Annotated in this window: 15 protein-coding genes, 8 tRNA genes and 1 pseudogene; 16 read left to right on the forward strand and 8 right to left on the reverse strand. The window is 40.9% G+C overall.

Features of this window, described 5'->3' with window-relative positions; all coding sequences use genetic code 11:
- A pseudogene (locus tag BUB92_RS04650) lies at nucleotides 1–201 on the reverse strand (hypothetical protein); the annotation flags it as partial.
- A 479-nt stretch (nucleotides 202–680) separates the two neighbouring features.
- Here BUB92_RS04650 and BUB92_RS04655 point away from each other — a divergent pair.
- Together BUB92_RS04655 and BUB92_RS04660 are read left to right on the forward strand one after the other, a co-directional pair.
- Entirely contained in the window at nucleotides 681–1,538 is an 858-nt protein-coding gene (locus BUB92_RS04655; protein WP_073090775.1) for a methyl-accepting chemotaxis protein, read from the forward strand.
- A gap of 110 nt (nucleotides 1,539–1,648) precedes the next feature.
- Complete coding sequence (locus BUB92_RS04660; RefSeq protein WP_073090778.1) at nucleotides 1,649–2,692, forward strand: glycosyltransferase; 1,044 nt, start codon at nucleotides 1,649–1,651, stop codon at nucleotides 2,690–2,692.
- Nucleotides 2,693–2,739: 47 nt separating this feature from the next.
- On the opposite strand, the gene BUB92_RS04665 is transcribed toward BUB92_RS04660, so the two are convergent.
- From BUB92_RS04665 to BUB92_RS04685, 5 genes are all read right to left on the reverse strand, one after another.
- Nucleotides 2,740–2,815: transfer RNA gene (locus tag BUB92_RS04665), tRNA-Lys, on the reverse strand.
- Nucleotides 2,816–2,826: 11 nt separating this feature from the next.
- Nucleotides 2,827–2,901, reverse strand: a tRNA-Gln gene (locus BUB92_RS04670).
- Between the two features lie 48 nt (nucleotides 2,902–2,949).
- Nucleotides 2,950–3,026 (reverse strand) — tRNA-His (locus BUB92_RS04675).
- 6 nt (nucleotides 3,027–3,032) lie between these two features.
- Nucleotides 3,033–3,109, reverse strand: a tRNA-Arg gene (locus BUB92_RS04680).
- Between the two features lie 7 nt (nucleotides 3,110–3,116).
- Nucleotides 3,117–3,190 (reverse strand) — tRNA-Gly (locus BUB92_RS04685).
- Between the two features lie 328 nt (nucleotides 3,191–3,518).
- Here BUB92_RS04685 and BUB92_RS11945 point away from each other — a divergent pair.
- Nucleotides 3,519–3,647: a hypothetical protein gene (locus BUB92_RS11945; RefSeq protein ID WP_278280497.1), complete on the forward strand. Its 129-nt coding sequence runs from the start codon at nucleotides 3,519–3,521 to the stop codon at nucleotides 3,645–3,647.
- Nucleotides 3,648–3,690: 43 nt separating this feature from the next.
- Here BUB92_RS11945 and BUB92_RS04690 read toward each other — a convergent pair whose 3' ends face one another.
- Nucleotides 3,691–4,266: a superoxide dismutase gene (locus BUB92_RS04690; RefSeq protein ID WP_073090781.1), complete on the reverse strand. Its 576-nt coding sequence runs from the start codon at nucleotides 4,264–4,266 to the stop codon at nucleotides 3,691–3,693.
- 299 nt (nucleotides 4,267–4,565) lie between these two features.
- On the opposite strand from BUB92_RS04690, the gene prxU reads away from it, so the two are divergent.
- The 4 genes from prxU (at nucleotide 4,566) to BUB92_RS04715 (ending at nucleotide 7,652) form a co-directional block, all read left to right on the forward strand.
- Entirely contained in the window at nucleotides 4,566–5,159 is a 594-nt protein-coding gene (gene prxU / locus BUB92_RS04700; RefSeq protein ID WP_143156863.1) for a thioredoxin-dependent peroxiredoxin, read from the forward strand.
- A 55-nt stretch (nucleotides 5,160–5,214) separates the two neighbouring features.
- Nucleotides 5,215–5,291, forward strand: a tRNA-Pro gene (locus BUB92_RS04705).
- 321 nt (nucleotides 5,292–5,612) lie between these two features.
- A tRNA-Val gene (locus tag BUB92_RS04710) sits at nucleotides 5,613–5,687 on the forward strand.
- A gap of 99 nt (nucleotides 5,688–5,786) precedes the next feature.
- Entirely contained in the window at nucleotides 5,787–7,652 is a 1,866-nt protein-coding gene (locus tag BUB92_RS04715; RefSeq protein ID WP_073090788.1) for a DUF4153 domain-containing protein, read from the forward strand.
- A gap of 42 nt (nucleotides 7,653–7,694) precedes the next feature.
- Here BUB92_RS04715 and BUB92_RS04720 read toward each other — a convergent pair whose 3' ends face one another.
- Entirely contained in the window at nucleotides 7,695–7,892 is a 198-nt protein-coding gene (locus BUB92_RS04720; RefSeq protein ID WP_084728332.1) for a PucR family transcriptional regulator ligand-binding domain-containing protein, read from the reverse strand.
- A 163-nt stretch (nucleotides 7,893–8,055) separates the two neighbouring features.
- On the opposite strand from BUB92_RS04720, the gene BUB92_RS04725 reads away from it, so the two are divergent.
- The 9 genes from BUB92_RS04725 (at nucleotide 8,056) to lon (ending at nucleotide 22,631) form a co-directional block, all read left to right on the forward strand.
- Nucleotides 8,056–10,380, forward strand: coding sequence for a methyl-accepting chemotaxis protein (locus BUB92_RS04725; RefSeq protein ID WP_073090791.1), 2,325 nt, complete (start codon nucleotides 8,056–8,058; stop codon nucleotides 10,378–10,380).
- Nucleotides 10,381–10,458: 78 nt separating this feature from the next.
- Nucleotides 10,459–11,673: a tetratricopeptide repeat protein gene (locus BUB92_RS04730; RefSeq protein WP_073090794.1), complete on the forward strand. Its 1,215-nt coding sequence runs from the start codon at nucleotides 10,459–10,461 to the stop codon at nucleotides 11,671–11,673.
- 160 nt (nucleotides 11,674–11,833) lie between these two features.
- The gene (locus BUB92_RS04735; protein WP_073090796.1) at nucleotides 11,834–14,713 is read left to right on the forward strand and encodes an MbcA/ParS/Xre antitoxin family protein; all 2,880 of its coding nucleotides are present in this window, start codon (nucleotides 11,834–11,836) and stop codon (nucleotides 14,711–14,713) included.
- Nucleotides 14,714–14,873: 160 nt separating this feature from the next.
- Nucleotides 14,874–14,948 (forward strand) — tRNA-Gly (locus BUB92_RS04740).
- Nucleotides 14,949–15,098: 150 nt separating this feature from the next.
- Complete coding sequence (gene tig, locus BUB92_RS04745) at nucleotides 15,099–16,418, forward strand: trigger factor (protein WP_073090799.1); 1,320 nt, start codon at nucleotides 15,099–15,101, stop codon at nucleotides 16,416–16,418.
- 86 nt (nucleotides 16,419–16,504) lie between these two features.
- Nucleotides 16,505–17,107 carry an ATP-dependent Clp endopeptidase proteolytic subunit ClpP gene (clpP, locus tag BUB92_RS04750; protein WP_073090802.1) on the forward strand — a complete coding sequence of 201 codons (603 nt, stop codon included), beginning with the start codon at nucleotides 16,505–16,507 and terminating at the stop codon, nucleotides 17,105–17,107.
- A gap of 24 nt (nucleotides 17,108–17,131) precedes the next feature.
- A complete protein-coding gene (clpX, locus tag BUB92_RS04755) occupies nucleotides 17,132–18,382 on the forward strand; it encodes an ATP-dependent protease ATP-binding subunit ClpX (protein ID WP_073090805.1) in 1,251 nt (416 codons plus the stop codon).
- Nucleotides 18,383–18,503: 121 nt separating this feature from the next.
- A complete protein-coding gene (gene lonB, locus BUB92_RS04760; protein ID WP_073090886.1) occupies nucleotides 18,504–20,174 on the forward strand; it encodes an ATP-dependent protease LonB in 1,671 nt (556 codons plus the stop codon).
- A 153-nt stretch (nucleotides 20,175–20,327) separates the two neighbouring features.
- Entirely contained in the window at nucleotides 20,328–22,631 is a 2,304-nt protein-coding gene (lon, locus tag BUB92_RS04765; protein WP_073090889.1) for an endopeptidase La, read from the forward strand.
- The last annotated feature ends 15 nt before the right edge of the window (nucleotides 22,632–22,646 follow it).

Below are 22,646 nucleotides of genomic sequence, written 5' to 3' on the forward strand. Positions count from 1 at the left end.
GCAGTTTAAAACAGGCATCAAAGCCCTAATGTATGCTGGTTGACCAGCAATCCAATATCGAACTTGACACAAAATTTCTGCGTATAAATCCTGGGAAATTTTTTTGCGCAGTTCGGCAATAAAAAGCAAAAGATACCGTATGGCGGTCTGGTAGTCAATATCCTGTACCTCATCGCAGAACAAGGCGTTTTTTATTGTCAACAACAATTTTTTTGCTCAGTTACCCCCGATTTATTGCTGTTTGAGCAGGGTTTTCTGGATGCGAAACTTGAGTTATTTATATAATTCTATTTATTATGGCATTTACCTGCTTAATAAAAACAGAAGGAAGTTTTTAACCTCCTTCTGTACGCGTTTTTTAGGTTAAATCTTCTAAATCGCTGTTTTGATCTATAATCTGGTAGTAATTGCTGTCCAGCGAATCTTTTATAAGTGGGTTGTTGCAGATTATGTCCTGCAGATAAGCTACTCTTTTGCGGGAGTTATGGTCTTTTTCGATATTTCCTCACCTCCTTTGTACCTAGTTTAACCGGATGGTAGATTTATATTAAATTAATTTTTAAAAATATAAAGATTATCCTATTTTGTGTTTGAATCTTTGTTATAATGTATATAAAAGTTGGGACGGCAGGTTAAGCTGTGGAAAAATAGTTAAAATATTGCCAGGGGGTGGATGGTAAATGATTAATGTGGCAATTGTCGGATTAGGAGCCGGGGGAACTTCGGTTTTAAAAGCTCTGCAAGGGATTGAACAGGTGAAGGTACTGGGAGTATGTGATGTAAATGATAGGGCTCCGGGAGCTGTGTTGGCACGGGAAAAGGGAATCCCTTTTTATACAGATATAAATCGTATACTTAATTTAGCTGGAGTGAATGTTATTGTTGAAGCTACGGGTAGTTCCAAAGTACAGCAGATTATATATGAAAATAAAAAAGAAAATGTAGCTGTAGTTGATTCGCATGGAGCTGATCTTATGATGACTATGGTAGAGGCCCGGGAAGAGATGATAAGGAAACTGCATGCTGAAGCGCAAAAATTGGCGGATATGGCTTCAGAGATGACGGCTACTATGCAGAATGTGAGCCGGATAGTAGAAGAAGTGGCCAATTTTGCCCAGGAAGTAGCCAGTGGCGGACAGACTCTGCTTGAACTGGGCAATCTGGCTTCTACTCATTTAGGAGAAACCGGGGAAGTGCTCAACATAATAAACAATACAGCCAAACAGACCAAGCTTTTAGGTTTTAATGCCGCTATCGAGGCGGCCAGAAGCGGCGAACATGGCAAAGGCTTTGCTGTTGTAGCCGATGAGGTGCGTAAATTGGCTGAAAATAGCTCGGCTTCGGTGCAGAGGATTTCCAGTATATTAGGTAATATAGAAGATTCGGTGAAGAAAATTACTAAAGGGGTTACAGCTGCGGCCCAGGTAGTACAAAAACAGGCCGACTTAACCCAATCAGTTTTTGCTAATATAGAGCAGTTAGAAGCTATGGCCGAAGAACTTGATCGCATGGCTCATAATTTAGCTAATCTGGCTTAAATAAGATAAAAAAAGCCGCCCGGGAATATTTGCCTGGACGGCTTTTTTACGTTATTTTATAAGGTTTATGCCTGTATACTTATGCCATGATGTTTTTAAGGGAGGAATATATGCTTAAAAAATATAAAGGTTTGGGTAAAGAAGTGATTCTTTTGACCCCTTTTTATAGTCAGCAGAGAGGTAATAAGATCACTGCTTCCCGATTGTGGGCGGGATATAGGGGTAGAGGAGTTAAAGCTTATCTCGTTTCTCTGGATGATACGGAGTGGATTTTTAAAATAAGGGATATTTTGAAAAATACCAATAATCTGGCTGTTTTACATGGGTTCAATGCCCGTTATATGATGAATGCTTTAGAAAGGATGCCGGAATTAAAAAAGTTGCCTCTTTTACTTACCCTTACCGGAACCGATATAAATGAGGATAGAGGGTATACTTTTTACCCGGTATTAAGCTGGGCTTCTTATATTGTAGTTTTTCAAGCTTATTTTGCCCACGGTTTAAGCAAGGTTTATCCAGATCTTAAAGAAAAGATTCGTATTATTCCCCAGGGAGTAAAAATTCCTCTTGTTGAGGGAAAAACCAGAAGAGATTTAGGATGGGAGGAAAAAGAAATAGTTTTTATTCTACCTAGTGGAATAAGGCCGGTAAAAAATATTATGCTGGCAGTAAAAGCCCTGCACAAGGTTTATTTATCCTATCCGCAAATAAGGTTGGTTATATTAGGTCCTCTGATAGATGAGGATTATGGGAAAGAGGTTTTAAAGGCTGTAAAAGAATATAGCTGGATAAGGTATTTAGGGGAAATTGAGCATGAAAAAATAGGTGATTACTTGGCTTTAAGCGATGTAGTTATAAACTGTTCTTTATCTGAGGGACAGCCGCAGGCGGCTTTAGAAGCTATGGGACTTGGCAAGCCGGCTATATTGACAGCCGTACCAGGTAATCTGGGGGTAATCGAAGATAAAAAAGAGGGGTTGTATGTAAAAAACCTTGATGAACTAGCTAGAGCAGCTGCCTTTTTCGTGGAGAATCCTGAGGAAAAGGAGAGAATGGGAAAAAATGCGAAAGAGCTAGTCCGGGCAAAATACCGGCCGGAATGGGAAATAGACCAATATATTAAACTGCTGCAGGAAATAGAAAATTGTTCCTGAAATACAAAAACCTCCGCTTACAGCGGAGGAAATTATTTTTCTTAAGATGGTGGGTCATCCGCGACTCGAACGCGGGACACCCTGATTAAAAGTCAGGTGCTCTGCCAACTGAGCTAATGACCCATGTATCAAACTGGCTGGGGTGGCTGGATTCGAACCAACGAATGACGGAGTCAAAGTCCGTTGCCTTACCGCTTGGCTACACCCCAACGGTACGAATTATATCAATTTTCGTCCGGGGTTGTCAAGGGTAATTATGGGGTGGATGATGGGACTCGAACCCACGACCCCCAGAGCCACAATCTGGTGCTCTGACCAGCTGAGCTACATCCACCACAAATGGCGTCCCCGGGAGGATTCGAACCCCCGACCTACGGATTAGAAGTCCGTTGCTCTATCCAGCTGAGCTACAGGGACATAAAAATGGAGCGGGTGAAGGGAATCGAACCCTCGCAACCAGCTTGGAAGGCTGGGGCTCTACCATTGAGCTACACCCGCCCGCGAAAAGTATTATACTATGTTTCCAATATGAATGCAAGAGAAATTTTAAAATTTTTTTGGGGTTTGTTAAAACCCCGGAAAATCGAGGTTAGCTTTTGACAGGAGCAAACCTGTCTATTAAATTATATAACAAAAAGCTTTTAACCCCCAGAGAGGAGGTGGAATTATTAATATAGTAGGGATAGAAGAAGAAGCGCGTGCTTTTATATTAAATAACGGAGGGGAAGTAGTGATAGATATCATATATCAGCCTTGTTCTTGAGCTCCTCCTCAGCCTATGAGGTCCGTGAAATTGGGCAGGCCTCAGGAAAGGGAGAAATTTGTTTTGGATACTATTGACGGTGTAGATGTTTATATATCTGAATATTTCCGTCAAGCAAAAGGAAAAGATCAGAAGATTGGACTTCGCCATCTTTACTGGGGAGATGACCTCTATCTTCTGGATGCTGAATAAGGAATAGCCAAGGGGGACAAATCTGGTGCCCCCCTTTCTTTTTTTAAAAGTTGGATTCTACAAAATCCCAGTTTATTATATCCCATAGCTTTTCTACATAGGTAGCCCGTGCGTTGCGGTAGTCTATATAATAGGCATGTTCCCACACATCGAAAGTCAAAAGCGGCTTTTTACCTCTCAAGATAGGGGTGTCGGCATTGCTGGTGTTTTCGATGGAGAGCTTTCCTTGCTCATCCTTAACCAGCCAGGTCCAGCCCGAACCGAAAAGGGAAATGGCAGCTTTGCTAAACTCTTCTTTAAACTTGGCAAAATCTCCCCACTGCTGGCATATGGCTTCAGCCAGAGCTCCGGAAGGCTGGCCTTTGCCGTTAGGAGTCAGACAGTTCCAGTAGAAATTATGGTTAAATACCTGGGCGGCGTTATTGAATATAGTTCCTGAAGAGCGCAGGACTATTTCTTCTAGGGTTAGGTTTTCCATGGGGGTATCTTTGATGAGATTGTTCAGGTTATTTACATAAGTTTGATGATGTTTGCCGTAGTGGTATTCAATAGTTTCGCGGGATATAACCGGTTCTAATGCGTCTGCTGCATAAGGCAGAGGGGGGAGCTGGTATGCCATACAAGAACCTCCTTTTGTTTATAAAGTAAAAATTTTTCATATAAAAATTATAATATTCTGGAAAATAAAATACAAGCAAATATGTGTGCTGGCGCCCTGGTAGTTTTTAATGTTTTTGTGGATTTTTGTTGTTTACAGATTTTGGATAGCCCGGAGATGTTTATATAATTATAAATTTTGGTTATTTTATAAATGTTTATAAGTTATTTAGTGCCGATTTTTAGGGGGTTTATATTGTTGTTGTCTAAAAAATGATAAAATTAAGTTATATAGAAAAATTTGCAAAAAGGAGGGTCTGTATGCTGGTAACGAGAAAAGCTCCTGATTTTGAAGCCGATGCTTTTTATCAGGGGAAAATTACTAAGGTGAAATTGTCCGATTATCGGGGCAAGTGGGTAGTGCTTTGTTTTTATCCCGGGGATTTTACTTTTGTATGACCTACGGAGCTTTCACACATAGCTGTAAGCTATGATAAATTGCAAGCTCTAGGGGTCGAAGTTCTGGCTGTGAGTGTAGACAGTGTATTTTCTCACAAGGTTTGGAATGAAACTGAGCTTGCGAAAATGGTAGATGGTGGTATACCTTTTCCCATGTTATCAGATCGCGGAGGCAAGATAGGGAGTTTATATGGTGTATATGATGAAGAAGCCGGAGTAGATATAAGGGGAAGGTTTTTGATTGACCCGGATGGAGTAATTCAAGCAGCGGAAATTTTAGCTCCCCCGGTAGGCAGAAATCCCGAAGAGCTGTTAAGACAGATAAAGGCTTTCCAGCATAACAGGAATACAGGTGAAGTTATGCCCTCCGGATGGCAAGAAGGACAGGCTACCTTAAAGCCTTCTACTGCTTTGGCCGGCAAGGTATGGGAAGTATGGCAGCCGCCTAAAAATTGATGAGTTATTTGCCTTGACAAAAATCAGCTTAAAATGATAATATATTTACGCTGTTCGGGGCGTGGCGCAGTTTGGGAGCGCGTCTGATTTGGGATCAGAAGGCCGCAGGTTCAAGTCCTGTCGCCCCGACCATTATGTAGCTAGTTTCTTTAGGATAGTTAAGGTAGCAGGTGAGGAGCAAATACCTGCTACTTTTTTTATGTCCATAGTACGGTAATGCAGTGTACGATTACGAAATAGGGGAAATTTTTTACTACCATTACTGCTGTTTTTAAATAATCTTAATTTTGTCATTAAAGGGCATATGGTCCAAACCGGGGATCCTCCGGTAGCTCATTAGACTCATGCTGTCTAAAGCTGCCTTGATCATCTGCTCATTATACTAGCTGCTGAAGTTGACAATTAACCGGCAACGGTATTATCATATGAGCAAGAAAATACATAAACAGTTGGGGGCGATTAACTCAGCGGGAGAGTGCTTCCTTCACACGGAAGAAGTCACAGGTTCGAATCCTGTATCGCCCACCATTTTTTTTTATCTAAAAAAGCCTTGATGAAATAAAGGGCCAAGGAGGAAGGCAAAAAACTCTAGAATTAATTGGAGAAAAGGAACTAGAGGGTGATTTTTTGGAAGGTTTATGGGGAAGGGTAATTCAATTAACCAAAGATGCCTTGAATGCTTTTAAAAGTTTTCCGGCGGCCATGGTAAATGCTTTGGCCTTTGCCATAGTGACTATCATAAGGATAAATATTGATTGGCCGCAACAAGAGTTATATAATTTTCTTTTCAACTGTCTTCATCTTTCCCTGGCTTTAGGAGCAGTATTTAGCCTGACTGCCATAACCGCAGCTCAGAGGATTTATAAAAGCCATAAAATGTTTATGGTGGCCAATGGCTTGGGTTTGTTAGTTCCTCTGGTTACGTTCTTTTTGCTTTATTATTGCGGCAGAGTTGATCCTCTCCTTACTGATTTCTATAACTATCCGGTACTATCTGAACTGGCAGCGGCACGGGTAACTGCTGCTATGCTAATATGTTTTCTGGGATTTGTGGTGCTGGCGGGGGATCAGAAAGTCGGTTCAGATTTGGCGAAATCTTTGTTTATGATCCTAAAGGCTTTTTTTATCGCCCTTATCTATGGGGGAACCATTATGGCCGGACTTTCCGCTGTGGCTGGAGCTGTACAGGTCTTATTGTATAGCCAAATGAGCGAGAAGGTTTACCTGTACCTGGCGACTATAAGCGGTTTTATTAGCTTTGCGATTTTTGTCGGCTACTTTCCTGACTTTACCAAGGATGAAATGGATTTTCGCCGCCAGGAAGCTGAGAAACAGCCGCGCTTTGTGGAAGTGCTCTTTTCTTCCATCTTAATCCCGCTTATGCTGGCTATGACCTTGGTTCTTTTGCTGTGGACGGTTAAATCTTTAATAACCGGGGTCGAGGTTTCTTTTACCCAGCTTTCGTCCATTGCCACTACTTATGCCTTAGGTGGACTCCTGTTGCACATCATGGTGACCCATCATGAATCAAGCCTTGCTGGCTTTTACCGTCGGTTTTTCCCTTATGCAGCTCTGATAATCCTGGCTTTTGAAGCCCGGGCCTTCTGGATCCAGCTTGGCCACTGGGGTCTTAAAACCACCGAGTACTGGTTCGGTATGATCTGGATACTGTCGGTATGTGCCGCTATTATCTTGATAGTGAAGAAGGATAAAGGACACCGCTTTATAGCCGAACTCGCCTGCATATTGGCATTAATATCTGTTCTTCCCATGGTTGGTTACCACGACTTGTCTGTTAAGTGGCAAGTTAATCGGCTGGAGAGCCTGCTCGTCAGCCAGGGGATGCTTACTGACGGCAAGCTGGTGGCGGCAGTTAAGGAGCCGGAATTAGCAGTCCGGGAGGCGATAACCGATGCTTTGGTTTTTCTGGTTTCATCTTCAGAGGCCGAGCTTCCGCCTTGGTTGGATCGGAATCTGATTAACCCGGAAACCTTCAAAACCAAACTGGGATTTGAACAAGCGTGGCCTCAAATCAGTGGCCAGGATAGAGGAATACCTTACCCAGCCATTGTCCTGCAGAGACCGCTGGGGGCCGTTGATATCAGCCAGTATAAATGGGCAGTCACCGTCTTGGAGGGCTACGATCTGACGAGCAAACCGGCAACCGTAGAAAGCGAACGCGGTTTATACAGAATTTACTGGCTGGTTAATCCTCCTTATGGTCTTCCCACTCTAAGGATAGTGTTAAATGATAAGGAGATTCTAAAGGAGGATATGAAAGATTATATTAAGCACATAATTAAGAAATATCCGCCGGATGAGAATAACTATCCCCGGACGGTCAGTATGGAAGATATGAGCGTGGTCTTTACAACCCAAGAAATTAAGGTTCTTTTGGTCTTTGATTATGTTGAAATATCCGTGGATCCCCAAAAGGACATTTTTCACTATTCTATCAACCCCCATGTTATCTATTTACAGGAAAAGACTTAGCTTCTATCCTGCGAGACATGGGACATTTTCTCTGTTCTATTACTAGACAGCGAATTTTAAAGTGTTATCGCGCATTATATATCCCGTAGTTATCAAAAATTCTCCGCCTTTCAGCCATTCATGTATGTCCGGGGCATCTATGACGCTCACCGTAGTTATCTGGCGGTAGATTCCCCTCCTGCCGGCAATAACTTTAAAGTCAGCAAACATATCGAGCATGTTTTTGACAGTTAATTGCAAATTCCCACCTGCTTTCTTGAATTATGTGTCTGTGTTTTTTCGGCTGCATATTTAAGAATTGCTAAATATTAATTTTACACTAATATAATGTCAAATGTATCTGAACATATGTTAAAATTAGATGGAAAATTAATGCTTTGTATTCCAGGAGGGTTGATGGGGGATGGCAAGATTTAAAATTAAAAACAGTATAAAAGTAAGGATTATATTTTACCTGATTTTATTTAATGTAGTTATTTTTTCGGTATTTTACTGGAATAACCTGGCTTTACAGAAACTGCTCATCAAGGATTTTGAAGATGAGTATGCTAAGAAAATTATAGCCACCACCGCGGCAAGTGTGGAAAGAGCCAAGGAGGAGGCAGTTTTGCTTTCTGATTCTCTGGCTGCGCATGAAGATATTATAACAGCTTTTGCCGCCAGGGACAGGGAAGGGTTGAAAAAAGTGGTTGATCCTATCTATAAGAGATGGCAGGAAAAACATGCCGTAGCCCAGCTGCAGTTTATAGATGAAAACGGGCGTTCTTTTTACCGGGCGCATATGCCGGAAAAATATGGGGATGACTTAAGCTTTCGCCCGGCTCTTATGCAGGCGATAAGGAATAAAGAGCAGGTAGTGGCACTGGAAGAAGGAGTAGCAGGTTACGGCATACGCTGTATAAATCCTGTATATCATAATGACCGGTTTATCGGCGTTTTTGAAATAGGCATGTCTTTGGAAAAAGAAATAGGGGAAAGGTTAGCTGAGCTTGATGGCATATATGTTTTAAAAAAGGCTGATGGCCAGGTTTTGTGGCAGAATGGAGAAGCAAGGGTAAGCCTTACGGAAGAAGATGTAAATGAGATAGGTAAAGGAGAAGCCTTTTATCGCCTGAGTTCTGATAAGAGATATATTTTGACTTTAGTTCCGATTAAAGATGCCGAGGGAAAGGTAATAGCTTTTGCCCAGGGGGAAGTGCCCCGCGAGGCTTTTATGGCAGCCGAAGCCAAAGCTAAACATCGGGCCTTGCTGATTATAATAGCCGGTTTGGCTATTCTCTGTCTGGCTGCTTATATAGTTTTACATAATGCCCTTAAACATGTTGCTCCTTTGAAAGAAGTGATAAGAGAAGTCAGTGAAGGCGACCTGACCAGAGTTGTAGATATCGCTTCCAAAAATGAAATTGGTTTAATTGCCAGGGATTTTTCCAGGCTGCTGGAAAAGATAAAAAATGTCTTCTATGAACTTTTCCATAATACTTCTAGCCTTACTACCAATGCCTATTTTATGAATGATGTAGCAGCATCGGCTGTTTTTAAACTTAAAAACAGCATAGACGAGTTAGAAGGCATAGGAAGAAGGCTTAAGGAAGCGGGGGAAAATCTGCGCGAAGCCGATGCCGGGGTAGAGGAGATTGCCGGCGCTTCCCAGATGGTGGCCAAGCAGACCCAGAACCTGCAGGAAACTTATGTAGTCTTAGCTGATGATGCGCGTAAGGGAAAAGAAGAAATTGAGCAGATAAAAGAAGTGATGAGTCTGCTTGGAGAGAGAGCAGGCAGAGCCGTAGAAAAAGTGAGGGAGCTTACGGCCATATCTAATGATATCGGGCAGATTACCAGTACTATCATGGCGGTGTCTGAACAGACTAACCTTTTAGCTCTGAACGCGGCTATCGAATCGGCCAGGGCGGGAGAACATGGCCGGGGATTTGCCGTAGTAGCCGAGGAAATTCGGAAACTGGCCGAGGAAACAGCAGGCTATACCAAGCAGATAAGCAGCCTTATCGAGCGGGTGCAGGCTAATATTAACAGTTTTGCCGGGGAAATTGAATCCGTAGGTTCGGCAGTGGCGGAAAGCGGCCGGATAACTGAGACCGTAGTAAAAAGCTTGGAGAATATAGTTAATAATATTGTTGCAGTTGAAGCCAGCATACTTGAGATAAGCAGTGCAGTAGAAGAGCAGAGTGCTTCTTCTGAAGAGATTTCTGCGGTGGTAAATGAAGTTAGTGCTGCGGTAACCATGCTCATTTCTGCTTTAGAGGGACAGATTAAAGAAACCGAAAACCGCATAGGTGATTTTGAAGAGCTTATTAAAGTCATCGAGGATACTAATAATATATCTGATCGTTTGCGGGCGATACTGGCTCAGTATAAGCTGCCGGCTGAAGTAGTTCTTGATCAGGTAAAACAGGATCACCTGGGTTTTGTAAAAAAACATGAATTTATAGTTGAACACGACCTTTATATAGATCCGGAGACTATATTTAACCATGAACAGTGCCGGTTAGGCAGATGGATCAGAAATGTGCAGGATGAAAAAGTGCTTAAAGTATTTAATGAATATGTGGATAAACCGCATAAAGAGCTGCATGCTCTTGCTAAAGAAGCGGTAAGATTAAATAATGAAGGGCGCAAAAACGAGGCGGTATCCAGAATAGAGGAAATGAACAAGGTTTCCGGGCAAGTTATAGCTGGGATAGATAAGATTCTGGAAGCAATTAGAAAATAAATAAATAAATGGAAGGAATTTACACCACCCTTGTGGAAATAATTATGAAAACGGCAGGACAAGGGTGGTGTAATTTTAGTGGTGTACAGTAATGCTGATGGGGGAATGGAAGTAAAACGTCGTCAGATTTTAGAGATGCTTAGCCAGCAGGATATAAGCGGGGCGATGAAAAAAATAAGAGAAGTTTTGCTGGCTGATGCCAGGGATGTAATGATGCTTAATCTTATGGCTGATTGTTGTTATGTGTTGGGGGAATTTGCAGAGGCTGAATCTTACTGGGATGAGGTTTTAAAATTTGACCCTGCTAATAAAATTGCCCGGAGCAATTTAAAAAAGGTTAGGAATCCGGCTTTTAAGTTCTGGCTTAAACGTTATTATAAAGCTCTGGCTTTGCTTAAGTTTAGGGAATACGAAGAAGCAGGGGCTATTTTACATGAACTGCTGGAGGAAAATGATAATTTTGTTAGTGTATACAAATTTTTGGGTGTGTGTTATAAAGAAATGGGCAAACTTGATGAAGCGCTTAAGGTATGGAGGCAAGGACTGAAAAGGGACAGGAATAATGAGGAGCTGCATGGTTTTATTACGCAAACCTTGAAGGAAAGGGAAAGTTTGCTGTTAAATTGTGCATCTGGTGGAGAAAAGGAGATTTCTCTTGTTCCTTCTTTAGTATGGCCTTTTAGTAAAAGTAAAGCCGTTTGGGCATTTTCAGGGATGGCTGCTCTCGTTTTGAGCTGGCAGATAGTTACAGCTGTTAACAGCCATGATTTAATAAGACCGAAGGTAAAAGAAGTTTCTGAAGTGGGGACGGTTATCAGCAGTAAAGGGGACCAAAAAGAAGAAGCGCTACCTGTTTTGAGTATGATGGATGAGGATAAACTTGCCGAAATAAAGGAAGAAGGAGCAGTATGTTACGATAAAGATGCCGAGATGTATTATTATAGGGAAGGATTTAAGGCCTATAGAAAAAGGGACTGGCAAAATGCTGCCTGGCATTTAGAGAACGCTGTGGCTATGAAGTCGCATAGCTATATAAATCGGGAAGCTCTGTATTATTTGGCTCGGGTTTATTATCTACAGGGAGATTATGATAGGGCTGAAAAGTATTATATTGAATATATAAATTTATTTCCTCATTCTAATTATCATGATGAGAGCCTTTATTATCTGGCTGCTCTATATTATAAAAGAGGAGATCTGGATAGGGCCAGGGAGATGCTACTTCAGCTTAAAGAACTTTTTCCCGGTAGTGGGTATGTTACAAGTGATTTATACAAAAAAATTATTAAATAGGAGAATGAAAAGGGGGATACCAGAACCCCTTTTAGTTTTTTCCTAAATAAATATACAAATCATTATAAAATTTGTTATTATGATAATAGAATATTATATCATTTTGTTATAACAATTTTGTAGTGTCATAAAATGAGGGAGGAGTATGGGGGGGTCTTGCATGACCAGAATAGATGGACCGGATGCCCGTGTATATAGTGATAATAAAGAATATGCTGAACAGCGATGTTTGGTTAATGAGTGTTTGGTAATACATTTTCCTTTAGGCAAGAAAAACCAGTATGGAAAATATCTGGAGAAAGCCATAAATAATCTTACTATCTATGCTAAAAGTTATTATTATAACTGGGAAAAAAACGCCCGGGATAAATTTATGTCCTATACTCAGGCAGGGGAAATAGATGAAAAGATGCAGCAGGTCTTCTGGTTATGGTATCTGACTAATTACAGATTTTACCGGGATGTATCTCCTATTATTGATTTTTATTTTGTGGAATATGAGGACAAATTGGATGAAAAGATGAAAGAGATTTTAAAGGCTTTAAAGAGGTCTTATCTATCTGTTTACCAGGTAGAGTGGATCAGAAATAATGCTGTGGGACTAAGGGATATTTTTTGTGATAAAACTTTTGTGGTAGAGAGAAATTTTGGGGATGTAACTAAAGCAGTAGAGGAAGGAGACCTTTTACTTTTAAGATTGGTTAGGATAAATAATTCGGTAATAGCGGCTGGGAAAACGGTAATTATCCCTGGGGAGAATAAAGAGTTTTTATGTGAAGAAATAAACTCACGCCGCATAAATGAACAGGTTGGTGATATGGAACTTTTTCTCTGGGAATATGCCGAAGTTTTGTGCGGTTTGGTGATAGATTTAAGCCTGGGAATAAGAGAAAACAGCCTGAAAAGCCGGAGCTTTATATGGAAAAAGGGTAATAAAGAGGATTGGATAAGATGCTTAAAGAAGCAGGGTTTTTTGGTATTGGAAAAAGACCGTAAGTATGTAAAGCTGACTGTTGCAAAAGGTGATAATAGTTTTAAAAGAATTTATGTAGGCAGTAGTTTATTGGTAATAGTTACCGAGAGCAAAAACTATTTGGATTTGATTACAGATAAAATAAACCAGATTATTTGCCATTTTGGTTGGACAGGGGAATGGAGCGAAGGTTTCAATTTTACGGATAGGGAAGAAGCCGAAGAAATATTGGGGCAAATAATGCAGGATAAATATTTGGAAAATTGGCTTAATACTCCTAAACGCGAACTCGATGGTATGACTCCTCTGCAAGCTGTTAATAGTATGCAGGGACGGGTATTGCTGGAACAGGTTTTGGATGAATTAGAATTGAACGAGATTAAAGCCAGGATTCTAGGAGAGTATTATATTTCTGCTGATGTCATAAGGAAAAAACTTAAGCTGGCTAAAAGTAAGGTACCTAGAGGAATAACTGATGGAGAAACGCTGGCGATAAGGGTAGGAAAATTTAGAACCCGCCAGGAGGTTACTCCTTATGTGTCCGCTTATACCTGGCTTAATGAGCTTTATCGCCAGATAGCAGCAGCTTTTTACCAGATGTATTATAGCCTTCCTGAAAAGAGAACTAAACTGGCATGGCTGATTTTTATGTGGAATGAATTTTCCAGTATTTTTAAGCCAACTATTTATAAGCCGGAATGGTGGATGGCGGCTTTGGAATATGCTTATAGCGAGCTGTCAGGGGAAAAGATCTATTTTTCTAAAGTAGGAAAAAGATTTGGCGTGGCCAGCAGCCTGATAAGAAAAAATTCCGAAGAGATAGTGCGCCATTTTACTCAATATCCGCTTGATTTTTCCCGTCCTCTTGCTCAATACCCGCGTTTTGAGGAAATGGATGCCGGGGATAAAATAAGGACTTATGAGGAAGTATGGATGCATATGCAGATTTTTAAAAACTCTATAGAAAAAGATGTAGAGAGGAGAGAAGAAGAAAGCAGAAAAAAATTTTATCAATTGGTAAATGAAAAGCGCAAATTCTGGAATAAGGATTTCCAGGCCACTTATAGGGAATTTTGGAAACGAGCTTTTTTGCTTGATTTGGCCGGGGAAGATGATAGAACCCTGGCCCATGCGTTTTGGGAACTGCATGCGTCTATGTTTCCGCCTTATTTAAGAACAGCTGCTTTCAATATGATGATGAGTTATGTCAGTGCTTACTGGATTAAGATTAAAAATTTATCTGAGATATGGCTGGAAGATATTTTTACCGGGGAGAAGTATAGAATATATGGGGTACTGGATAAAAGGCGAAAAGAACAGGTAATTCCGGGTATGATATGTATAACCCGGTTGCTTCCTCTGGGAGATAGTTACTGGATTTTTTCACCTGTTTTTGTAGTAATGCCTGAAATGGCAGAAAATTTTATGTCTAAGGTTCCTATGTTTCTGGAAGAGTATAATCCTTATGATGTGAGCGATTTTAATTATCTGAAAGCTAAGGGAAATGTCATTTTGCAATCTTACATAACCGCCCTGGATGAGATGGAACAGAACACTTTAAATTTGATTAATCAACCTTTGGAGATTTCCTGGCAGGTAGGAGAAGTCATAAATCCCCATCAGGCTTTAAAACAGCTTAAAAGCTATAAGAGATTTCAACTATTAGAGGAATATGGCGATAATGCTTCTTTTCTGTGGCTGACATTTTCTCCGGATCAAAATTACCAGTGGGGATATGTTATAGTAGTTAATAACAAGATCTTTTTTACTACCCCCCCAGGTAAAGATAAGAATAAGCTGATTCGCGACATACGCCGGGCATTTAAAGAGGAAGATATTGTAATTTTTTTCCGCGATTATCGGGGGAGTTTAGGAAGCCTTAAACGCCTGGAAACTTATATGATAAGACATCTGGCGAAATTTTTTAACCGGTATCCTGAGATATCTTTGGCTCTTTTGAAGCAGGATGATCTGGAGGATGAAGAGCTGGAGGTAAAGCAAGGCATATTTTTATTAAAGCTAGGAGCTCGGCTTATGGAATGTTTAAAAGAAGAGGGGGGAAATTAAATTATTAGTATAGTGATTAAAATGATTAAAGAAGTTTGGTTAGGGTAATAATGCTTAATAATGATTACAGGTTGTAAATTAAGGAAAATAGAAAAATGTTGTGCAGGCTCTTGACGAAAAGGGTAGGAATTATATATTCTTATATAGGAGACAATTGAGTGCGGAAGTGGCTCAGTGGTAGAGCATCGCCTTGCCAAGGCGAGGGTCGCGGGTTCGAATCCCGTCTTCCGCTCCATAAAGAAAAAAATACCTCGGCATAAGCCGAGGTGTTGTGTTTTTAATAAAATTAGGGTAAATTCTTTAAGAGGGCTATTTAATTGTAAGGTTCTATATTCTCTAAGCCTTTTATCAATATTTAAATATTTATCAGTTAGGAGGAGCATAAATGGAGGCTAGGTTAGAAAAGATAGAAAACAGTGAGGCATGTATACAGATTGAAGTAGATGCCGATAAGCTGGAAGAAGGTCTGCAGTATGCATATCGTAAAATAGTAAAAAAAGTTTCTATTCCTGGATTTCGCAAAGGTAAGGCGCCAAGACCGCTTCTAGAAGCTTATTATGGCAAGGAAATTCTTTATCAGGATGCTCTGGAATATATAGTTCCTGAGGCCTATGAAAAGGCATTGGAAGAATTGAATATTGAGCCTATTGCTGAACCTGATTTTGAAATAGGGGAGATTGAAGCCGGAAAACCGTTTACCTTTAAGGCGGTTGTTCCCGTTAAACCTGAAGTGAAGCTGGGTAATATAGAAGGCTTAGAGATAGAAGTGCCTGAACTGGTAGTGACGGAAAAAGAAGTGGAAAGAAGCCTGGAAAATTTACGGGCTAGTTATGCAGAACTGGTAACTAAAGTTGATGAACCGGCTGCATCTGGAGATACGGTAGTTATTGATTTTGAAGGGTTTATAGGAGATGAACCGTTTAAAGGAGGCAAAGGAGAAGGTTATCCTCTGGAATTAGGTTCCAATACTTTTATTCCTGGCTTTGAGGAGCAGCTGATAGGTGCTAAAGCAGGAGATACCGTAGAAGTAAATGTGATTTTCCCGGAAGATTATCATGCTGAAGATTTAGCCGGGAAAGAAGCCCGCTTTGTAGTAAAGGTAAACAAAGTGGAGACGAAAAAGTTAAAAGAATTAAATGATGAATTTGCTCAGGAAATAAGTGAATTTAATACCCTGGATGAATTAAAAGATGATATAAGAAAGAGATTGGAGGAAACCGTAGAAAGGCAGAAAAAAGAAATACTGAAAAATGAAATCGTAGAAAAGCTTTTAGAGGTATGTGAGATAGCAGTGCCCAGGGCCGTAGTCGAGGATCAGGCCAGAAGGATGATGCAGGAATTTGAACGCAACCTTTATGCACAAGGGCTTAATTTACAGGCTTATTTTAATGCTATGAATATGACCGAAGATGAATTTATTCAGGATATATGGCCGGAGGCTGAGAAAAGGGTAAAAACCAACTTTATTTTGGAAAAAATTATTGAGGAAAAAGGTTTTACCGTTACCGATGAAGAAATAGATAAAGAAATAGGAGAAATGGCTGAAAACATGGGAATGGATTTGGAAAAGGCCAAAGAAGTTTTTGCGGGTATGCGGGAAAGGATGGCTTATGCTCTTAAGGTTGATAAAGCTTTCGATTATCTGATCAGCAAAGCAAATATAGAGGTAAAAAAGGCTGAGGAAAAGGAAGAAAAATCTGAGTAAAAAAAATATAATATAAAGAATAATATAGTTTGTAAGCCAGGTGCATAATTGGTTATAATGTAGGCATTGGGAAAGGGGTGGAGCAGATGTCTTATCTTGTTCCCATGGTAGTAGAACAGACGAACCGTGGAGAAAGAGCTTATGATATTTATTCGCGTTTGCTTAAGGATCGCATAGTATTTTTAGGAAGTGCTATTGATGATACCGTAGCTAACCTGGTTATAGCCCAATTGCTTTTTTTGGAAGCAGAAGATCCAGACAAAGATATATATCTTTATATAAATAGCCCAGGTGGATCTATAAGTGCGGGAATGGCTATTTATGATACTATGCAGTATATAAGGCCTGATGTATGTACTATATGTGTAGGACTGGCAGCCAGCATGGGGGCATTTCTTTTAGCAGCTGGGGAAAAGGGCAAAAGATATGCCCTCCCCAATGCTGAGATTATGATTCATCAGCCTTTAGGAGGGGCTCAGGGTCAGGCAACTGATATCGAAATCCATGCTCGTCGGATATTAAAAATGAAAGATTCTTTGAATCGTATCCTGGCCGAAAGAACCGGGCAGAAATTAGAAAAGATACAGCAGGATACGGAAAGGGATTATTTCATGACGGCTCAGGAAGCTAAAGAATATGGTATCATCGACGAGGTGATAACTAAAGCGAAAAAAGCTAGTTCTAAATAGCTTTTTTAAAGAAGAGGTGAAGTTATGCATAAATACGGGGACGACAGAGGCCAATTAAAATGTTCTTTTTGCGGGAAAAGTCAGGATCAGGTAAAAAAACTGGTGGCAGGACCTGGCGTATATATTTGTGACGAGTGTATTGAGCTTTGTAATGAAATAATTGAGGAAGAATTAGCTGATGATTTTGATTTTGAATTGGGAGACATTCCGCGGCCTCAGGAAATAAAAGCTATACTTGATGAATACGTAATCGGACAGGAAAAGGCTAAAAAGGCTTTAGCGGTAGCTGTTTATAATCATTATAAACGCATAAATTTGGGCAATAAATTAGATGATGTTGAACTGCAAAAAAGCAATATTTTGCTTTTGGGCCCAACTGGCAGCGGAAAGACTCTTTTGGCGCAGACCTTGGCTAAAATATTGAATGTGCCTTTTGCTATTGCTGATGCTACTTCTCTTACGGAAGCTGGATATGTTGGTGAAGATGTGGAAAATATTCTCTTAAAACTTATCCAGGCTGCTGATTATGATATAGAGAAGGCCGAAAAAGGTATTGTGTATATCGATGAAATAGATAAAATAGCGCGTAAAACAGATAATCCCAGCATTACCCGCGACGTATCAGGCGAAGGGGTACAGCAGGCTTTGCTTAAAATACTGGAAGGTACTATTGCCAGTGTTCCACCCCAGGGAGGGCGCAAACATCCGCATCAGGAGTTTATACAGATTGATACCACTAATATCCTGTTTATATGTGGCGGAGCTTTTGAAGGTATAGATAAAATTATTCAGCAGCGCATAGGGCAAAAGAGCATAGGTTTTGGGGCAGATATAAAGAGTAAGGAAGAAAAGAAAATCGGTGAGATTTTGGAAATGATTCTGCCCCAGGATCTTTTGCGCTATGGACTGATTCCAGAATTTGTTGGCCGGGTTCCCATAATAGTTACTCTTGATGCTCTGGACAAACAAGCCCTAATTAGAATTCTTACCGAGCCCAGAAATGCTATTATAAAGCAGTATAAAAAGCTGTTTGAACTGGATGGAGTTGAGCTTGAGTTTACCGAGGATGCATTGGATGCAGTGGCTACGGAAGCTCTTAAAAGGAATACCGGCGCTAGAGGGCTTAGGGCTATTATAGAGGATATTATGCTTGATGTTATGTATGAAGTCCCTTCCCGTGCTGATGTAACCAAAGTGGTGATAACCAGAGAAGTTATTGAGAAAAAAGAAAAGCCTTTGCTGGTTACTATAGATGCCAAAAGAAAAGTTAATTAGTTAATTAATTTAAGATGAGGAAAAGGTAGCTCATGCTACCTTTTTTTACTTGGGCTTTTTTTTCATTTCTCAGGGAATTACCGGGGATAATATTAAAAATTCCTTGAGGGAAGGAAAAATTATGAATGAGTTTTTTATAAAGTATGGCGGAGTTTTGTATCTGGTACAGCTGTTTTTTGCCATAATAATCGGCATTTATTTTTGGACCCTTCTTAAAAATCAACAGAGTAAAAAGATTATTGTTACTAGAGAATCAGAACGCGAAAGCTTAAGGTTGAAAAAAATGCGCAGCCTAAGGCTTACTGAACCTTTGTCCAGTTTAACCAGACCGACTTGTTTGCAAGATATTATAGGGCAGGAAGAGGGGATAAGTATTTTAAGATCTGCTCTATGTGGGCCTAATCCTCAGCATGTTATTATTTATGGGCCTCCAGGAGTAGGGAAAACAGCTGCTGCCAGGCTAGTTTTAGAGGAAGCCAAGGCTAACCCTTTATCGCCGTTTGGTAAGGATGCTAATTTTGTAGAGGTAGATGCTACTATTACCCGTTTTGATGAGAGGAATATTGCTGATCCCTTGATAGGTTCGGTACATGATCCCATATATCAGGGGGCAGGGCCTATGGGCTCGGCTGGTATTCCTCAGCCTAAACCGGGAGCTTGTACCAAAGCACATGGAGGTATTCTTTTCATAGATGAGATAGGTGAACTTCATCCCATGCAGATGAATAAGCTCTTAAAAGTTCTGGAAGATCGCAAGGTTATGCTGGAAAGTGCTTATTACAACGAAAATGACCGTAATATCCCCCCTCATATCCATGATATTTTTCAAAATGGATTACCTGCTGATTTTAGATTAGTGGGAGCTACTACCCGGATGCCGGAAGAACTTCCCCCCGCTCTTAGGTCGCGTTGTGTAGAAGTTTTTTTCAAACCTTTAGAGAAGGAACATATAAAAATTATTGCTTCCAATGCAGCTTTAAAAGTCGATTTTATGCTGGAGGAAGAAGCTCTGCAGGAAATAGTCAAGTATGCAAGCAATGGCCGGGAAGCAGTAAATATGGTACAGCTGGCAGCTGGTATAGCTATGATGGAAGGAAAGAAAAAAATAGATGCCAGGATAGTAGAAAAAGTTTTGAATAATGGAAGGTTTTCCCCTAGAATAGATGTAAGACCCTCTGCTACACCTAGAATAGGCGTTGTTAACGGGATGGCTGTTTATGGAGCAGGTATGGGAACATTGATAGAAATTGAGGCGGCAGCCTTTCCAGCCTGGCAGGGTAAAGGAGAATTGATAGTTACCGGGGTGGTAGAAGAAGAGCAGGTAGAAAACCGAAATCGCAAGGTGCGGCGTAAGAGTATGGCCAAAGGAGCCGTAGAAAATGTGCTTACAGTGCTAAAAAGCCTGTATGGACTTAATATCAGAAATTATGACATTCATATAAATTTTCCGGGAAGTATTCCGGTTGATGGACCTTCAGCCGGGGTAAGCATTGCCGTAGCGGTTTATTCTGCTATATGCAAAATGGCTGTGGATAATGAGGTGGCCATGACGGGCGAAGTTTCGGTACACGGGTGGATAAAGCCGGTGGGAGGCGTAATAAGTAAGATTGAAGCGGCAAGACGTGCAGGAATAAAAAAGGTTATAATACCTGCTGATAACTGGCTGGGTATTTTTGAAGATTTCCCTGAATTAGAAGTTATACCGGTAAAAAAACTTGATGAAGTATTTAAAATAGCTTTGCTTCCTGAAAAAACAGGTGGGGTAAAAGAGTTTAGCACTTTGTCTTTTTAGAAAGGGGTATTGCTTTTTAGGTCGGCTTTTTGCGCAGGTAATAATATAATTATATTGGGTTAAACAGGAATTATTGCACAGAGTATCCACTTGTAGTAGAATGTATTTGCTTGGGAGGTGTTATAGTTGCAGCAGGAAAATGAATACCGAATTATGCCGCTGCTTCCTTTAAGAGGAGTGCTGGTTTTTCCTTATACAGTTATTCACCTGGATGTGGGAAGAAAAAAATCGGTTAATGCCATAGAAGAAGCCATGCTGGCCGATAAGGAAATATTTTTGGTTACCCAGAAAGATGCTCAAAATGAAGATCCTTATGAAGATGATATTTATCATATAGGTACGATTGCGGAGATCCGGCAGATATTAAAAATGCCGGGTGGAACCATGCGCATACTGGTAGAAGGGCTGTGCCGGGCGCAGATAAAAGAGTTTATAGCTATGGAACCGTATATGAAGGTAAAGGTGGAGCAGTTTAAGGAGAATAACCTGGAAAAAGATGCCGAAATTGAAGCTCTTATGCGTACCCTGGTTTCCCAGTTCGAACAGTATGTGCGGATGAGCAAAAAAATTCCTCCGGAAACGGTAATATCAGTAGTAGCCATTGAAGAACCCGGAAGACTGGCAGATGTGATTGCTTCCCATTTGACCTTGAAAATCGATGAAAAACAAAGGATACTGGAAGCTCTGGATGTAAACAAGCGCTTAGAATATCTTTGTGAAATTTTGGCCAAAGAAATGGAAGTTCTGGAACTGGAGAGAAAGATAAATATCCGGGTACGCAAGCAGATGGAAAAGACCCAGAAGGAATATTACTTAAGAGAACAGATGAAGGCGATTCAGAAAGAGCTGGGAGAAAAAGATGAGAAGAGCATGGAGATTGAAGAATGGAAAGAAAAGATAGAAAAGGCTAATTTACCCAAACATGCCCGGGAGAAAGCCTACAAAGAACTGGAAAGGCTTGAAAAAATGCCTCCTATGGTGGCCGAAGCAGTAGTAGTGAGAAATTATCTGGACTGGCTTTTATCCCTTCCCTGGTCGGTGGAAACCCGGGACCGGCTGGATATAAAAGTGGCAGAAGAAATATTGGAAAGAGAGCATTATGGCTTAAAAAAACCCAAGGAGAGAATCATAGAATATCTGGCTATACGCAAACTGGCTAAAAAGATGAAAGGTCCTATATTATGTCTGGTAGGACCTCCCGGAGTAGGAAAAACGTCGCTGGGGAGATCAGTAGCCCATGCTTTAAACCGCAATTTTGTCCGCATATCGCTGGGGGGTATAAGAGATGAGGCAGAGATAAGAGGACACCGGCGCACCTATGTAGGTTCTATGCCGGGAAGGATTTTGCAGGGAATGAAGCAGGCAGGTTCTAAAAATCCTGTTTTCCTTCTGGATGAAATTGATAAGATGACTATGGATTTTAGAGGAGATCCGGCATCTGCTCTGCTTGAAGTTTTGGATCCTGAACAGAATAACAGCTTTAGTGATCATTATTTGGAAATACCTTTTGATCTTTCCAAAGTCATGTTTATAACGACGGCCAATTCAGTACACAACATTCCGCGGCCTCTGCTTGACCGTATGGAAATAATCGAACTAGGCGGCTATACTGAAGAAGATAAACTGCATATTGCCATGGATTATCTTATACCTAAACAGATAAAAGAACATGGGCTTAAAGAGACTAATATATCTTTCAGCGAAGGTGCTATACGCAAAATAATAAGGGAATATACCAGAGAAGCAGGAGTCAGAAATCTGGAACGACAGATTGCAGCTATTTGCCGCAAGGTAGCCCGCAAGGTAGTGGAGGATAGGAACTACTATGCTCGTATAACGGCGAATAGCGTGGTAAATATGCTCGGGCCCGAAAAGTATCGCTATGGGACGGCGGAGAAAGAAAATCAGGTAGGGGTGGCAACTGGCTTGGCCTGGACGGAAACGGGTGGAGATATTCTGGCGGTCGAAGTAGCCTTGCTTAAAGGCAAAGGCAATTTAACCCTTACCGGAAAATTAGGAGATGTCATGAAGGAATCGGCGCAGGCGGCACTTACCTATGTGCGTTCAAGAGCCGAAGAGCTGGGAATAAGTGATGAGGTAAGGGATAGTTATGATGTACACCTGCATGTTCCCGAAGGTGCTATTCCCAAAGATGGGCCTTCAGCCGGTATTACCATTGCTACGGCTCTAGCTTCGGCTATGTCAGGAAAACCAGTTAGAAGCGATGTGGCCATGACCGGAGAGATAACCTTAAGAGGCAGGGTGCTTCCTATTGGGGGAGTAAAAGAAAAAGTGCTGGCTGCCCACCGGGCAGGGATTAATACCGTCATCCTGCCAGCTGAAAACAAGAAAGATTTAGAGGAAATCCCGGCTAATGTAAAAAAGAAGATGCGCTTTGTCCTGGTGGAACATATGGATGAAGTTTTAAAAGAAACCCTGGTAAAAGACCAAGCCTAAAAGCTTGGTCTTTCA

Origin of the sequence: Thermosyntropha lipolytica DSM 11003, from assembly GCF_900129805.1 — a bacterium.
GTDB lineage: Bacteria > Bacillota > Syntrophomonadia > Syntrophomonadales > Syntrophomonadaceae > Thermosyntropha > Thermosyntropha lipolytica.